Genomic DNA, 15,077 nt, shown 5'->3' on the forward strand with positions numbered 1-15,077 from the left:
GAAAAAGGCGCGTTTCCTGTCTCCGACGGTAAATGGGAGGGCGGCAGCACGATGTTCCATGCGTCGCCGTCGATCGCGTGAGTAACTTGCAGTAATAATCAACTACGCCCTGAGAGGGCGAAGCGCGTCCCAAAAGCACAAGCCCCGCAGGGCGTATGCCTTGCGGGGCTTGCGAGGTTTGCCATTCATCCCCCCTGGGGGCGGCCAGGGGGTGAGCGCTAAGCCCGCTTCGTCTCGTCCAGGACGCGTTGCGCTTCGTCGCGCACGCGTTCCGGGGCGGTGCCGCCGATGTGATTGCGGGCGGCCACGGAGCCTTCCAGGGTCAGCACCTGGTGGATGTCTTCACCGATGCTGGCGTTGTAGGCCTGCAGTTCAGCCAGGGTCAGGTCCGCCAGGTCGCAGCCGCGTTGCTCGCAGTCGCGCACCGCATGCGCCACCACTTCGTGGGCGTCGCGGAAGGGCAGGCCGCGTTTGACCAGATAATCGGCCAGGTCGGTGGCGGTGGCGAAACCTTGCAGGGCCGCGGCGCGCATATTGTCGGCCTTGACCTTGATGCCGCCCGCCATGTCCGCGAAGATCGTCAGGGTGTCGCGCAGGGTGTCGGCGGTGTCGAACAGGCCTTCCTTGTCTTCCTGGTTGTCCTTGTTGTAGGCCAGGGGCTGGCCCTTCATCAAGGTGAGCAGGGCGACCAGGTGGCCGTTGACGCGGCCGGTCTTGCCACGGGCCAGTTCAGGCACGTCCGGATTCTTCTTCTGCGGCATGATGGAGCTGCCGGTGCAGAAGCGGTCGGCCAGGTCGATGAAGCCGACGCGCGGGCTCATCCACAGCACCAGCTCTTCCGAGAAGCGCGAAACGTGGGTCATGACCAGCGCGGCGGCGGCGCAGAATTCGATGGCGAAATCGCGATCCGACACGGCATCCAGCGAGTTGCGGCAGACGCCGTCGAAACCCAGGGTGCGCGCCACGCGCTCGCGGTCGATGGGGTAACTGGTGCCGGCCAGGGCAGCCGCGCCCAGGGGCAGGCGGTTGACGCGGCGGCGGCAGTCGGCCAGACGCTCGGCATCGCGGCCGAACATTTCGGCGTAGGCCAGCAGATGGTGGCCGAAGGTCACGGGCTGGGCCACCTGCAGATGGGTGAAGCCCGGCATGATGGTGGCGGCGTTTTCCAGGGCCACGCCAGCGAGGGCGTGGCGCAGCTGGCGCAGCAGGTCCAGCAGGATGTCGATTTCCCCGCGCAGCCACAGGCGGATGTCGGTGGCTACCTGGTCGTTACGCGAACGGCCGGTATGCAGGCGCTTGCCGGCATCGCCGACCAGTTCCACCAGGCGCTTTTCGATATTCAGGTGGACGTCTTCCAGGTCGAGCAGCCACTGGAAGCTGCCGGCATCGATTTCGGACAGGATCTGCGTCATGCCGCGCTGGATGTCGGCCAGGTCCTGGGCGGTGATGATGCCCTGCGCGGCCAGCATGTCGGCATGCGCCAGGGAGCCCTGGATGTCCTGGCGCGCCAGGCGTTTGTCGAAATCCACCGAGGCGGTGTAACGCTTGACGAGGTCGGAAACCGGCTCGGAGAAGCGGGCGGACCAGGCTTGCGCCTTGTTGGCGAACTGGTCTTGCGCGGAAGAGGGGGTGTTTGCGGGGGTGTTTGCCATAGTGCGGGGGATTATAGAACCCCGCCGCCAACGCGGCATGCGATAATTTCATCCCTCCTTTTTTTGCCTTCCGTAGCCCTTGCAATGAGCACAGCCCGAGTCTCTATCGCGCAGATCAACGCTTGTGTCGGAGACCTGTCCGGTAACGCCCAACGGGTGTTGGCGGCCGCGCGCCAGGCGCACGAACAGGGCGCTGACATCCTGCTGACGCCAGAACTGGTGCTGACCGGGTATCCGCCGGAAGACTTGCTGCTGCGGCCGCAATTCGTGCAGGAGCAGGCCCGGGTACTCGATGGGCTGCGCGGCGATCTGGCCCAATTCAAGGGCTTGCGGGTGGTGGTGGGCCATGTCGACGGCACCGGTCGGTCGCTGTACAACGCGGCCAGCGTGTTTTTCGAGGGCGCCACCCTGGGCATCTACCGCAAGCGCGAACTGCCCAATTATTCGGTGTTCGATGAGCAGCGCTATTTCAAGTCGGACACCACGCCGCTGACGTTTGAAGTGGCAGGCGTCACCTTCGGCGTGGTGATCTGCGAGGACATGTGGTTCGACCGGGCCCCCATTGCCGCCCGCGAGGCCGGCGCCCAGGTGCTGCTGGTGCCCAATGCGTCCCCTTACAACACCGGCAAGCAGGACGACCGCCACCGGGTGGCGCTGGACTGCGTCGGCGCCAGCGCCTGCGCGGTGATCTACGCCAATCTGGTGGGCGGACAGGACGAGCTGGTGTTCGACGGTGCGTCCTTCGCCATGGACCGGCAGGGTCAGACCCAGGCGCGGCTGGCGGATTTCGCCGAGGACGTGCAGTGCGTCGAGGTCGATGCCGCGGGCAATGTGCGCGCCGCGACGGCCGCCGCGGTGCCGGACGCCAGGCCGCCGGCCGAGGCGCAGGTCTGGCAGGCCCTGGTGCTGGGCGTGCGCGATTATCTGGGCAAGAACCGCTTTCCGGGCGCCATCATCGGGCTGTCGGGCGGCATCGATTCGGCCGTGGTGCTGGCGGTGGCGGTGGATGCGCTGGGCGCCGAGAACGTGCGCGCCGTGATGATGCCGTCGCGCTATACGGCGGATATTTCGCAGATCGACGCCGAGGACATGGCCAAGCGGCTGGGCGTGCGCTATGACGTGATCACCATCGGTTCGGTGGTCGATTCCTTCGAAACCATGCTGGCGCCGCATTTCGCGGGGCTGGCGGTGGACGCCACGGAAGAGAACATCCAGGCGCGGGCGCGCGGCACCTTGCTGATGGCGCTGTCGAACAAGACGGGCCGGCTGGTGCTGACCACCGGCAACAAGTCGGAAATGACGACGGGCTATTGCACCTTGTATGGCGACATGGCCGGCGGCTTTGCCGTGATCAAGGACGTGCCCAAGACCCTGGTCTATCGTCTGGCCGTCTGGCGCAATCTGCAGCAGGAAGTGATACCCGAACGTATCATCACGCGGCCGCCTTCGGCGGAGTTGCGGGAAGATCAGAAGGATCAGGACAGTCTGCCGGCTTATGACATTCTGGACGGCATCGTCGAGCGTTATATGGAGCGTAATGAATCGGCGGCCGAGATCGTTGCCGCCGGCTTCCCGCGGGAAGCGGTTGAGCAGGTCGTGCGCCTGATCCGCATCAATGAATACAAGCGCCGTCAGGCACCGCCGGGGCCGCGCATCACGCCGCGCGCTTTTGGCCGGGATTGGCGCTATCCTGTCACCAACGGCTTTCGCGAAACCGTGTGAGCCTTAATATAAATAGAGCGTAGAAAGGACCTCAAGTGAAACAAGTCACCGCCATCATCAAACCGTTCAAGCTCGACGAAGTGCGCGAGGCGCTGGCCGAAGTGGGTGTCAGCGGGCTGACCGTCACCGAGGTCAAGGGTTTCGGCCGCCAGAAAGGCCATACCGAACTCTATCGGGGCGCGGAGTACGTGGTCGATTTCCTGCCCAAGATCCGGGTGGAAGTGGTGCTGCCGGATGAGCTGGTCGAGCAGGCCATCGAAGCCGTGGTCAAGGCGTCGCGGACCGGCAAGATCGGCGACGGCAAGATTTTCGTCACCCCGGTGGAGCAGGCGATTCGGATTCGCACCGGCGAAGCGGACGACGAAGCGCTATAAGGGGCCCCCCCTACCGCGCGGAGCGCGGCCCCCCAGGGGGCGGCACTGGCGGACCGGGAGGAAGGCCCACCCCCAGGCGCTACGCGCCTCCCCCTCAAGGGGGCGGCACTGGCGGACCGGCAAAGCCGGCTCCGCTGTGCCTGCGATCAGAAGACCTGTGCATTGCACAGGTCTTTTTCTTTTTCTCTTTCTCTGTCCTTGCTGGATCAGCGGTCGTCTTGCAGTTCGGAGCAGCGCTGGAAGATCGAATCCGTGATGGCCTGGCGGGCGTGGTCGCGGCGGTCTATCAGGCCTACGGACCGGACGACCGGGCCGATGTCGTCGGGCAGGGGCAAGACCCGCAGGTCCGAGGCCGCGCTCCATTGCGCGGCCTTCAGCAAGGGCAGCAGGGTGACGCCCACTTCCTGGCGCACCAATTCCACCACGGTTTCAATCGCGTTCAACTCCAGGAACTCATGGACGTGTACGTTCAAGCGCCGCAGGACGCGGTCGATCTGCAGGCCGGTGCGCTGGGTGCGGTCGAAGCGCAGGAAGGGGTTGCCTTCCAGTAGCGCTTGCGGGGTAGCGCCGGTTGCGTTCGCGGGGGCGATGACCACCAGGGGCTCTTCATAGAGCGGCGTCCAGCGGGTGCTGGCCACGCGGCGGCCGGATTCCACGACCAGGGCGGCATCCAGTTCGCCGCTTTCGACCTTGCCGGCCAGTTCGCTCGATTTACCCGAGAACAAACGCACATCCAGGCCGTCGTGTTCGCGCTTCAGGGTCGATACGGCCTTGGATAAAAGCCCCATGCATGACACGATAGCGCCTACGGCAACGGAGCCGGCCAGTTCGCCCGGACCGGGGCGGCGGGGTGAACGGATGCGTTCGTAGAGATCCAGGAATTGCTTGATTTCCGGCAGCAGGTCACGGCCGGCGGCATTCAATATCGCCAGCCGGCCGCTGCGGTCGAACAGCTCCCGGCCCAGTTCTTCTTCCAGCGCGCGCATCTGGAAACTCACCGCCGCCTGCGTCAAAGCCACCCGCTCGGCCGCCTCCGAAAAAGAGCCGTACCGGGAAACGGCCACGAAAGTGCGAAGAAATCGAAGTGTGCTCATAGTCCGCCAGTGCTCATGTGAGATCCATGCTCATGAATAATGAAGTACGCCCGCCTGCGCCGGCAGCGCTGCCGACCACCTGCGGTCCAAGGGCTGCGTGCCACCGGCACTCAGCCATCTGGCCGGAATGTCACGTCGGCCAGCCGCCGCGCGGGCCGAGGCCGGCGACCGGGTACCCGCCAGCAACCTGCACGAAGGCTGTGTGCCACCGGCACGCAGCCATCCGGCCGGAACGTCACGTCGACCTGCCGCCGCGGCCGCCGCGCGGGCCCAGGCCGGGGGCCGGGCGCGCGCCAGCAACCCGCACCAAGGCTGCGTGCCACCGGCACGCAGCCATCTTCCCCAGGGACCTGGGCGCGGCCGGAGGCTGCGCCCATACCCCCGAGGCGGGCGCCGCACACATCCATGACAAGCAAACGACTCATAAACTTTTCTTGTATGACACAACAAAAAATCAAATTGATTTAATTAAATCACGCGTGTACCTTGCGTGGTTTGCCTGACCCACGCCATTTACTTCTTGCCGAGCGTCATATGAAGAATTTCATCTGGGAAAACCCGTATCCGACCATCCGCGCACCGCTGTTCGCGCGCAACATCGTGTCGACCTCGCACCCTCTGGCGGCTCAAGCCGGCCTGCGCATGCTGCTCAAGGGCGGTAGCGCCATTGACGCCGCCATCGCCGCCGCCGCCACCATCGCGCTGACGGAACCGGTTTCCTGCGGCCTGGGCAGCGACTGCTTCGCCATCGTGTGGGACGGCAAGGAACTGCAAGGCCTGAATTCTTCCGGCGTGGCTCCGGCCGCCTGGAACGTCGACTACTTCAAGAACAAGTACGGCACCGGCAAGGACGGCCTGGCCGTCCAGCCCAAGCGCGGCTGGGACAGCGTGACCGTCCCCGGCGCCGTCGCCGGCTGGGCTGCCCTGCACGAAAAATTCGGCAAGCTGCCCTTCGAAACCCTGTTCGAACCCGCCATCGAAGTGGCCGAGCGCGGCTACACCGTGCCCCCCATCACCGCGCGCAAGTGGGAAGCCGCCGCCGCCGAATTGAAGGACCAGCCCGGCTTCGCCCAGGCCTTCATGCCCAATGGCCGCGCCCCCGCCGTCGGCGAGCACTTCCGCATTCCGGAAGCCGCCTGGACCCTGCGCCGCATCGCTGAAACCAAGGGCCGCGACTACTACGAAGGCGAAATCGCCGAGAAGATCGTCGCGCACAGCAAGGCCAACGGCGGCGCGATGACGCTGGACGACCTGCGCAACTACCGCCCCGATTTCGTCAAGCCCATCTCGCGCAAGTACCGCGGCTACGAAGTCCACGAGATCCCCCCGAACGGCCAGGGCATCGCCGCCCTGATGGCGCTGGGCATGCTCGACCGCTTCGACCAGGCCGGCCTGCCGCTGGACTCGGTGCGCGCCCAGCACTTGCAGATCGAAGCCATGAAGCTGGCCTTCGCCGACCTGTACAAGTACGTCGGCGACCCGCGCTCCATGGAAGTGACGCCCGAACAGATGCTGGACGACGCCTACCTGGCTTCGCGCGCCAAGCTCATCAACCTGGACCGCGCCACGCAGTTCGCCGCGGGCCGCCCGCACGCCGGCGGCACCATCTACATGACCACCGCCGATGAAAGCGGCATGATGGTTTCGTTCATCATGTCCAACTACATGGGCTTCGGCTCGGGCGTGGTCGTACCGGGCACCGGCATCAGCCTGCAGAACCGCGGCGTCGGCTTCTCCATGGACCCGAAGGCGGCCAACGTGGTGAAGGGCGGCCATCGTCCTTTCCACACCATCATCCCCGGCTTCCTGACCCGCGACGGCAAGCCCGTCATGAGCTTCGGCGTCATGGGCGGCGACATGCAGCCGCAAGGCCACCTGCAGACGGTCTCGCGCATGCTGGACTATCATCAGAACCCGCAGGCCGCGTGCGACGCGCCGCGCTGGAAGGTCAACCGCGACTTCACCCTGGACCTGGAATCGACCATGCCCGCCGCCACCGTGGAAGGCTTGAAGAACCTGGGCCACGTGCTGAAGAGCGTGAACGATCCGTACATGGACTTCGGTTCCGGCCAATTCATCTGGCGCATGTCGGAAAACGACCGTGAACTGGGTTACGTGGCCGCCAGCGACAGCCGTCGCGACGGTCAAGCCGTCGGTTTCTAAGCGTCAGACTCTAGCGATCACACTGAGGGGATCAGGCAATATGAAAAAACTGGCAAGCGCTATCGGCGCCGCGGTCCTGCTGCTGGCTTCCGGCGCGACCCTGGCCCAGGAAATCCGCATCGGCCTGCAGGAAGATCCGGACGTGCTGGACCCGCACCGCGCCCGGACCTACGTCGGCCGCATTGTCTTCACGTCGCTGTGCGACAAGCTGGTCGACATCGACCCGCGCCTGCACATCGTGCCGCAGCTGGCCACGTCGTGGAGCTGGAACACCGACAACACGGTGCTGACCTTCAAGCTGCGCAACGACGTGCTGTTCCATGACGGCAGCAAGTTCGACGCCGCCGCCGCCAAGGCCAACCTGGACCGCGCGCGCACCTTGCCGGACAGCTTCCGCAAGGGCGAGCTGGCATCGGTGGACAAGGTCGAGGCGCCTGACGCCGAAACCCTGGTGCTGACGCTCAAGGGGCCCGATGCCACGCTGCTGGCCCAGCTGAGCGACCGCGCCGGCATGATGCTGGCGCCGGATAGTTTCGATCCCAAGGATCCCAACACGGTGGGCCGCAAGCCGATCTGCTCGGGTCCGTACAAGTTCGTCGAACGCGTGCAGAACGATCGCATCGTCCTGGACAAGTTCGACAAGTACTACGACGCCAAGGACTATCACTTCGGCCGCATCACTTTCCTGCCGATTCCGGATACCACCGTGCGCCTGCAAAACCTGCGCGCCGGCGGCCTGGACATGCTGGAGCGCCTGAGCCCGTCCGACGCGCCCGACGTCAAGAAGGACAGCAGCCTGCACTTCTCGTCGGTGGCCGGCCTGGGCTTCACGGAAGTGGTGTTCAACTCGAACAACGGCAAGCGCGCCGAAAGCAATCCTTTCCGCGATCCGCGCGTGCGCGAAGCGTTCGAACTGTCGCTGGACCGCGACGCCATCAACGAAGTTGTGGGTGGCGGTATCTACGAACCGGCCAGCCAGCCGTTCCCGCCGGCCAGCCCGTACCACAGCGACAAGTTCCCGGTGCTCAAGCGCAACGTCGAGAAGGCCAAGGCGCTGTTGAAGGAAGCCGGCAAGCCGCAGGTCAAGGGCGAGCTGGCTTTCGGCAATAACACCACCACCGCCGCGGTCGCCGAAATGATCCAGGCCATGGCGCGTGAAGCCGGCATCGAACTCAGCCTGCGACCCACCGACTACGCTGCGTTGCTCGGCCAGATGCACAACGGCAACTTCGAAGTGGCTTTGCGCGGCTGGTCGGGCCGTCCCGATCCGGACGGCAATATCACTCAGTTCGTCAGCTGCAAGGGCGAACTGAACGATGGCCAGTATTGCAATGCCGACGTCGACAAGCTGCTGTTCGATGCCCGCAAGGTGCCGGACGAAGCCAAGCGCAAGGCCCTGTACGACCAGGCGCAGACCATCCTGCGCAAGGATGTGGCCGATACTTTCCTGTACTTCCAGCCGTGGCCTTTCGCGATGCAGCGCAAGGTGCAGGGCTTCATGCCTTACCCTGACGGTATGATTCGCCTGAAAGGCGTGTCCTTCGCGCAGAAGTAATGCAAGCCCAGGCGCGCGGTGTCTTCCCCTGTGAAGGGAGATGCCGCGCGTTTGGCATTTATCCGTTTTACCGCATGCTGTCTTACCCATGATCAAACTAATCCTGCGCCGCGTGATCGTCGCGATACCGACACTGATACTGGTGTCGATCATCGTTTTCGCGCTGCAAAAACTCCTGCCGGGCGATCCCGTGCTGACCCTCGCCGGGGAAGAGCGCGATCCCGCCGTGCTCGACTACCTGCGCGAGAAATACCACCTGAACGATCCGCTGCCCGTCCAGTACGTGGCCTGGGTCAAGCAGGTGGTGACCGGCGATCTTGGCAAATCGCTGCGCACCGATGTCCCCGTCACCGAGCTGATTTCCCAGAAGCTGCCCGTCACCCTGCAACTGGCCGCCATGGCCATGGTGCTGGCGCTGATCGTGGGGATACCAGCGGGCATCCTCGCGGCGGTGCGCAAGGGCAAGCTGACGGAGTACGGCGCCAACGTGGCGGCGCTGTCCGGCATGTCCATACCCAATTTCTGGCTGGGCATCATCCTGATCATGGTGGTGTCCGTGCAGTTGCGCTGGCTGCCCGCGTCGGGCTATGTGTCGCCCACCGAGGATTTCTGGCTGTCGATGAAGACCATGCTGATGCCCGCCATCGTGCTGTCGACGTCGCTGGCGGCTTACCTGATGCGCCACACGCGTTCGTCCATGCTGGAAGCGCTGGGCGCCGACTACGTGCGCACCGCCCGCGCCAAGGGCGTGTCGCCGCGCAACGTGGTGCTGCGCCATGCCTTGCGCAATGCCCTGATGCCCATCATCACGCTGGTGACCTTGCTGTTCGGTGAACTGCTGGCCGGCGCCGTGCTGACCGAGCAGGTCTTCACCATTCCCGGCTTCGGCAAGCTGGTGGTCGACGCCGTGTTCAACCGCGACTACGCGGTGGTGCAGGGCGTGGTCCTGTGCGTGGCCGTGGGCTTCATCCTGATGAACCTGCTGGCCGACATTCTGTACATCGTCGTCAATCCCCGTCTGAGGCACTCATGAGCGCAACTTCCGCCGCACCCGCGCCCACCGTGCCGCCCCGTAGCGGCAACCGGGCCTGGGGTAAATTCAAACGCAATCGCATCGCCGTGGTCGGCGCGGCGATCGTGCTGTTCTTCGTGGTGGTCGCCATCCTGGCGCCGCTGATCGCCAACCACGATCCCTTCCAGACCAGCTTCTCGACCATCCGCAAAGCGCCTTCGGCCAATTTCTGGCTGGGCACCGACGAGCTGGGCCGCGATATCTTCAGCCGCATGGTCTACGGCGCCCGCGCGTCCTTGATGGCGGGCCTGGCGTCCGTGGTCATCGCCATGGTCGTGGGCGTGCCCTTCGGCCTGGCCGCCGGCTACTTCAGCGGCTGGACGGACAGCGTGATCTCGCGCGTCACCGAAGCCCTGCTGGCCATTCCCTTCCTGATCCTGGCCATCGCGCTGGCCGCCTTCCTGGGCCCCAGCCTGGTCAACGCCATGATCGCCATCGGCGTGTCGGCGGCGCCCAAGTTCGTGCGGCTGGCGCGTGGCCAGGCCATGGCCGTGCGCAGCGAAGACTATGTGCAGAGCGCGCGCGCCCTGGGCGCGTCGGACACGCGCATCCTGGTGCGCCACGTCCTGCCCAACATCATGCCGCCGCTGATCGTGCAGGCCACCATCACCATCGCCACGGCCATCATCGCCGAGGCCAGCCTGTCCTTTCTGGGCCTGGGCCTGCAGCCGCCCAATCCGTCCTGGGGCTCGATGCTGAACACGGCGAAGAACTTCATGACGCAGGCGCCCTGGATGTCGATTTTCCCGGGCTCGGCGATTTTCCTGGCGGTGCTGGGATTCAACCTGTTGGGCGACGGCTTGCGTGACGCCCTGGATCCCCGTCAGGACAAGTGAAGAACATGACCATGATCGATACGCAGCGCGTGGTGCAGGTCGAAGACCTGACCGTGCGCTTCAAGACCCACGATCGCACCGTCGAGGCGGTGCGCAATGTCTCCTTCCACGTCGACCGGGGCGAGACCCTGGCCATCGTCGGCGAGTCCGGTTCCGGCAAATCGGTGACGTCGCTGGCGCTGATGCGCCTGGTGGAATACGGCGGTGGCACCATCGCCAACGGCAGCATCCACCTGCGCCGCCGCAACAATGAAGTGCTGGACATGACCGCCGCGTCGGAATCGATGCTGCAACGTGTGCGCGGCGCCGACGTGGCCATGATCTTCCAGGAACCGATGACGTCGCTGAATCCCAGCTTCACGTCGGGCCGGCAGATCGCCGAAGCCTTGCAACTGCACCAGAACCTGGATGCCGGCGCGGCGCGTGCCGAAGCGCTGCGCATGCTGGAGCGCGTGCGCATCCCCGAAGCCAAGTCGGTGCTGGAACGTTATCCGCACCAGTTGTCCGGCGGCATGCGCCAGCGCGTGATGATCGCCATGGCGCTGTCGTGCAAGCCGCAACTGCTGATCGCCGACGAGCCGACCACCGCGCTGGATGTGACCATCCAGGCGCAGATCCTGCAATTGATCCGTCAGCTGCAGGAAGAGATGGACATGGGCGTGATCTTCATCACCCATGACATGGGCGTGGTGGCGGAGGTCGCGGATCGGGTGCTGGTGATGTACCGGGGCGACAAGGTGGAAGAGGGCGGGTCGGACGAGCTGTTCGCCCATCCGCGCCACGCCTACACGCGCGCCTTGCTGTCCGCGGTGCCGCGCCTGGGCGCGATGCATGGCACGGACGAGCCGGCGCCGTTTCCGCTGTTGAAGGTCGGCGATGCGCCGCAGGCGCCCAATGCCGCCGCCGCGGCGATCCTGCCCGCCTTGGCCGCGGAGTTTGCCGCCTTTGACGCAGCCGTCGAGTCGGCCGCTACGCCTGCTTCAGTCGTGCAGGGCGGCGCGGGCGAGACGCACGCGGACAAGCCGGCGAGCGATGCGCTGCCCAGTACGGTTCGACGTGAAAACGGTCCCGTGCTGAAGGTCCGTGACCTGGTCACGCGCTTCGACATCGCCGGTGGTGTGCTGGGCCGCGTGCAGCGGCGCGTCCACGCGGTGGAGAAGGTCAGCTTCGACCTGTATCCTGGCGAGACGCTGTCGCTGGTCGGCGAGTCCGGCTGCGGCAAGACCACGACGGGACGATCGCTGTTGCAACTGGTCAAGAGCCAGGGCGGCTCCATCCAGTTCGACGGACGCGACATCGGCGCGCTGCGCGGGGCTGCCATGCAGACTCTGCGGCGCCACATCCAGTTCATCTTCCAGGATCCCTTCGGTTCGCTGGACCCGCGCATGACCGTGGGCGATTCCATCATGGAACCGCTGCTGATCCACGGCGTGGCCAAGGGCAAGGCGGCGCAGGAGCGCGTGCGCTGGCTGATGGATAAATGCGGGCTGCTGCCGGAGATGATCAGCCGCTACCCGCACGAATTTTCCGGCGGTCAACGCCAGCGGGTGTGTATCGCCCGCGCGCTGGCCTTGAATCCCAAGGTGGTGATTGCCGACGAATCGGTCTCGGCCCTGGACGTGTCGATTCAGGCGCAGATCGTCAATCTGCTGCTGGACCTGCAGCGCGAGCTGGGCGTGTCCTTCCTGTTCATCTCGCACGATATGGCTGTCGTGGAACGCGTCAGCCACCGCGTGGCGGTGATGTATCTGGGACAGATCGTTGAAATCGGTCCGCGCCGCGCCATCTTCGAGAATCCGCAGCATGCGTATACGAAGAAGCTGATGGCCGCCGTGCCGATCGCCGATCCCCAGCGCCGCCATCGCCAGCGTTCGCTGCTGGTCGACGAGATTCCCAGCCCGGTGCGCAAGGTGGGTGACGATCCGGTGGTCGCGCCGCTGGTGGAAGTCGGCCCGGGCCACTACGTGGCGCGGCACACCGTGGGCGTTTATTGAGGCTGGTGACCGCGGACGGCGGGCTCAACTGGCGATGTTTCGGCCTATCGCTTGCAGTTTCGCCTGCGATAGCGCCAACTCTTGTTCCTGCATCTGCCCCTGCGCCCGCGTCTGCGCCTGCGCAAGCGTTCGCGCTTGCGCCTCGCGGACTTGAGCTTCCACTCCGCGTAATTCCACACGCCTGGCGGCGATGCCATTCCTGAGGTCGGCGTTTTCTCGTCTCATGTCCGCCAGGTCGGCTTCGGCCTGAAGGCGTGCCGGGGATGGCGGACCGGCTGGTGCCCCGGCTGGCGTACCGGCGGACACGGGCGCTCGTGCGACCGAGGTGGGCGGATTCGCTCTCGCGTGCGGGGCCAGGGGGCCTAGCGCTCGTCGTTGCACGGGGGCTTGTACCGATGCTGTCGCGCGCGGCCGGCCTTCTCTTGCAACTCTTGGCCCGTCGGGGTTGGGGGGCAATGCCTGCCCGGCATCGGCATGGCCGATGTTCTGTGGGGATAGGCCTGCGTTGCCTTGGCCGGATGTGGGATTCACCATGGCGTTTACTCCTGTTGAAGTCGGAGTAAGGTGTGGACCACTTGCCATGTCTTGGTTCCCGAGACAGGCTTCATGCGCTGGGGCCCTGGTTTTCGGGCCCCCTTCACGTTTTTATTCCAGCTTCACGTCCGCCGCCTTTACGACATCAGACCAGGTCTTGTATTGCTGGTCCGTCATGCGCGCCATGTCCGCGCCGGGCGCGTAGGCAAGATCGGCGCCCTGGGCCGCCAGGGCCGCTTTCAGGTCAGGCATCGCCAGCACTTCCTTCAGCGCGTTGGCGAGCGTGTCGATCACGGCTTGCGGCGTGCCCTTGGGCGCGGAGAAGCCGAACAGATTGTCCGCCTGCATGTCGGGGAAACCAGCTTCCGCCATGGTGGGCACCTCCGGCAGCAGCGCGGCCCGCTGCGGCGAGACGACCGCCAGGAAGCGCAGTTTGCCGGCCTTGACCAGCGGTATGGACCCGGACAGGCTGTCGAACATCATCACCGATGACCCGGTGGCCAGTTCAGGCAGCGCCTGGCTGCTGCCCTTGTAGGGGATGTGGGTCAGCTTGGTGCCGGTCTTCTGCTCGAACAGCTCCGACTCCAGATGCGACAAGGTGCCCGTGCCTTGCGACGCGAAGTTGTAGCGGCCGGGGGCGGCCTTCAGGTAGGCCACCAGGCTCTTGACGTCGGTGATGCCCAGGGAGGTCGGCACGACCAGGGCGTGCGGCGCCGTGCCCACGCTGGCGATGGGCACGAAATCGCGCTGCAGGCTGGCGGGCTGGTCCTTGTAGATGGCGGCCGCGATGGCCAGATTGGTGACGGCGGCAAGATAGAGCGTGTAGCCGTCCGGCGCGGCCTTGGCGGCCGCCGCCAGGCCGATGGCGCCGCCGGCGCCCGGCCGGTTTTCAACCACCACGCTTTGCTTCAGCGCCACGGACAGCTTCTGGCCGATGGCGCGCGCCAGGATATCGGTGGCGCCGGCGGGCGGGAAGGAGATCACGACCTGGATGGGACGTTCCGGATAGGCCGCGTGCACCGGCTTTGCCACTGTCAGTGCGACGGCAGCCAGCACCGTGGCGCCTAGCGCCGCGGTAAAAGTGCGGCGCGCCCGTTGGCGCGGCGTGCGTTCGAGGCGGCGGGCCACTGCGGTGAAAGGCGAAGGCGCGGAGGAACGGAAAGGCATGGATGTCCTTGTGATGGAGGAGGGGGCCGAGGCGGCCCAGACCTGAAAGAGAATGCAACATCCATGCCAACTCGAAATCGGCGCCTGCTCAGCGCTAATGCCTTGCGGTGCCCGCTATTCGGCCCTTGCGCGCACTCAAACGGACCATGAAGCGCGCCTTGCATGCACCGTCCGCGCGCCTGCGCGAGCCGCGGCGGTGCATGGGTGAGCACAGGGGAGGCACAGGGGAAGTGCCGGGGAAGCTCAGGGGCTGAAGGCATTTTGAGCGGTGCCGGCGGCTCACTCGCGCCGTGGACGCTATGATTACGCCCTTGCAGCGCCTAGCGGCGCGTTTCTGGGACCACGTTTCATGGCATTACGCGCCACCATCTACAAAGCCGATCTGCATATCTCGGACGGCGACCGGCACTACTACGGCAGCCATTCCTGTGTCGTGGCGCGCCATCCTTCGGAGACGGACGAACGCCTTATGGTGCGTCTGTTGGCCTATGCGATCAACGCGGATGCCGAAGAGACACTGGCTTTCACCAAGGGGCTGAGCGAGGCCGATGAGCCCGATCTGTGGTGCAAGGACCTGACGGGGTCGATCCAGACCTGGATCGAAATCGGCCAGCCCGACGAACGCCGCCTGCTCAAGGCTTGCGGTCGCGCCGATCAAGTGATCGTCTACTGCTATGGCCACGCCAGCGACATCTGGTGGAACGGCATCCGCAACAAGCTGGAGCGCACACGCAATCTGAGCGTGGTCTATTTACCGTCGACCGCGACCCAGGAACTGGGCCGTCTGGCCCAGCGCACCATGGACCTGCATGTGAACGTGCAGGACGGGGAGCTGTATGTCACCGCGCCAGGCGGCGAGGTGACCGTGACGCCGCAGATCTGGCGCTGACCCGCGCCAGCCCCATCAGTCCCAT

The 15,077-nt window shown here is 65.5% G+C and carries 11 protein-coding genes; 8 read left to right on the forward strand and 3 right to left on the reverse strand.

Features of this window, described 5'->3' with window-relative positions; translation table 11 throughout:
- Nucleotides 1-218 precede the first annotated feature (218 nt).
- Nucleotides 219-1,652: an argininosuccinate lyase gene (gene argH, locus ASB57_RS05715; RefSeq protein ID WP_057651312.1), complete on the reverse strand. Its 1,434-nt coding sequence runs from the start codon at nt 1,650-1,652 to the stop codon at nt 219-221.
- Between the two features lie 84 nt (nt 1,653-1,736).
- On the opposite strand from argH, the gene ASB57_RS05720 reads away from it, so the two are divergent.
- Entirely contained in the window at nt 1,737-3,374 is a 1,638-nt protein-coding gene (locus ASB57_RS05720; RefSeq protein ID WP_057651314.1) for an NAD+ synthase, read from the forward strand.
- 35 nt (nt 3,375-3,409) lie between these two features.
- Complete coding sequence (locus ASB57_RS05725) at nt 3,410-3,748, forward strand: P-II family nitrogen regulator (protein ID WP_057651316.1); 339 nt, start codon at nt 3,410-3,412, stop codon at nt 3,746-3,748.
- A 206-nt stretch (nt 3,749-3,954) separates the two neighbouring features.
- On the opposite strand, the gene ASB57_RS05730 is transcribed toward ASB57_RS05725, so the two are convergent.
- Nucleotides 3,955-4,842, reverse strand: coding sequence for a LysR family transcriptional regulator (locus ASB57_RS05730; protein WP_057651319.1), 888 nt, complete (start codon nt 4,840-4,842; stop codon nt 3,955-3,957).
- Nucleotides 4,843-5,376: 534 nt separating this feature from the next.
- Here ASB57_RS05730 and ggt point away from each other — a divergent pair.
- The 5 genes from ggt to ASB57_RS05755 all read left to right on the forward strand — a co-directional run bounded on the left by ggt (nt 5,377) and on the right by ASB57_RS05755 (nt 12,462).
- On the forward strand, nt 5,377-7,005 hold the full coding sequence (gene ggt, locus ASB57_RS05735) for a gamma-glutamyltransferase (protein ID WP_057651321.1): 1,629 nt from the start codon (nt 5,377-5,379) through the stop codon (nt 7,003-7,005).
- A gap of 40 nt (nt 7,006-7,045) precedes the next feature.
- On the forward strand, nt 7,046-8,560 hold the full coding sequence (locus tag ASB57_RS05740) for an ABC transporter substrate-binding protein (protein WP_057651323.1): 1,515 nt from the start codon (nt 7,046-7,048) through the stop codon (nt 8,558-8,560).
- A gap of 88 nt (nt 8,561-8,648) precedes the next feature.
- Nucleotides 8,649-9,593 (forward strand): ABC transporter permease, encoded by a 945-nt coding sequence (locus ASB57_RS05745; RefSeq protein ID WP_057651326.1) that lies wholly within the window; start codon nt 8,649-8,651, stop codon nt 9,591-9,593.
- Nucleotides 9,590-10,468: an ABC transporter permease gene (locus ASB57_RS05750; protein ID WP_057651328.1), complete on the forward strand. Its 879-nt coding sequence runs from the start codon at nt 9,590-9,592 to the stop codon at nt 10,466-10,468. The genes ASB57_RS05745 and ASB57_RS05750 overlap by 4 nt, the downstream gene beginning before the upstream one ends.
- Before the next feature lie 5 nt (nt 10,469-10,473).
- The gene (locus ASB57_RS05755; protein WP_057655937.1) at nt 10,474-12,462 is read left to right on the forward strand and encodes a dipeptide ABC transporter ATP-binding protein; all 1,989 of its coding nucleotides are present in this window, start codon (nt 10,474-10,476) and stop codon (nt 12,460-12,462) included.
- Between the two features lie 645 nt (nt 12,463-13,107).
- On the opposite strand, the gene ASB57_RS05760 is transcribed toward ASB57_RS05755, so the two are convergent.
- Complete coding sequence (locus ASB57_RS05760; RefSeq protein ID WP_057651330.1) at nt 13,108-14,163, reverse strand: tripartite tricarboxylate transporter substrate binding protein; 1,056 nt, start codon at nt 14,161-14,163, stop codon at nt 13,108-13,110.
- Nucleotides 14,164-14,512: 349 nt separating this feature from the next.
- Here ASB57_RS05760 and ASB57_RS05765 point away from each other — a divergent pair, with 349 nt between their 5' ends.
- Complete coding sequence (locus ASB57_RS05765; RefSeq protein ID WP_057651332.1) at nt 14,513-15,052, forward strand: YaeQ family protein; 540 nt, start codon at nt 14,513-14,515, stop codon at nt 15,050-15,052.
- The last annotated feature ends 25 nt before the right edge of the window (nt 15,053-15,077 follow it).

Source organism: Bordetella sp. N (assembly GCF_001433395.1).
Lineage (GTDB): Bacteria > Pseudomonadota > Gammaproteobacteria > Burkholderiales > Burkholderiaceae_B > Bordetella_C.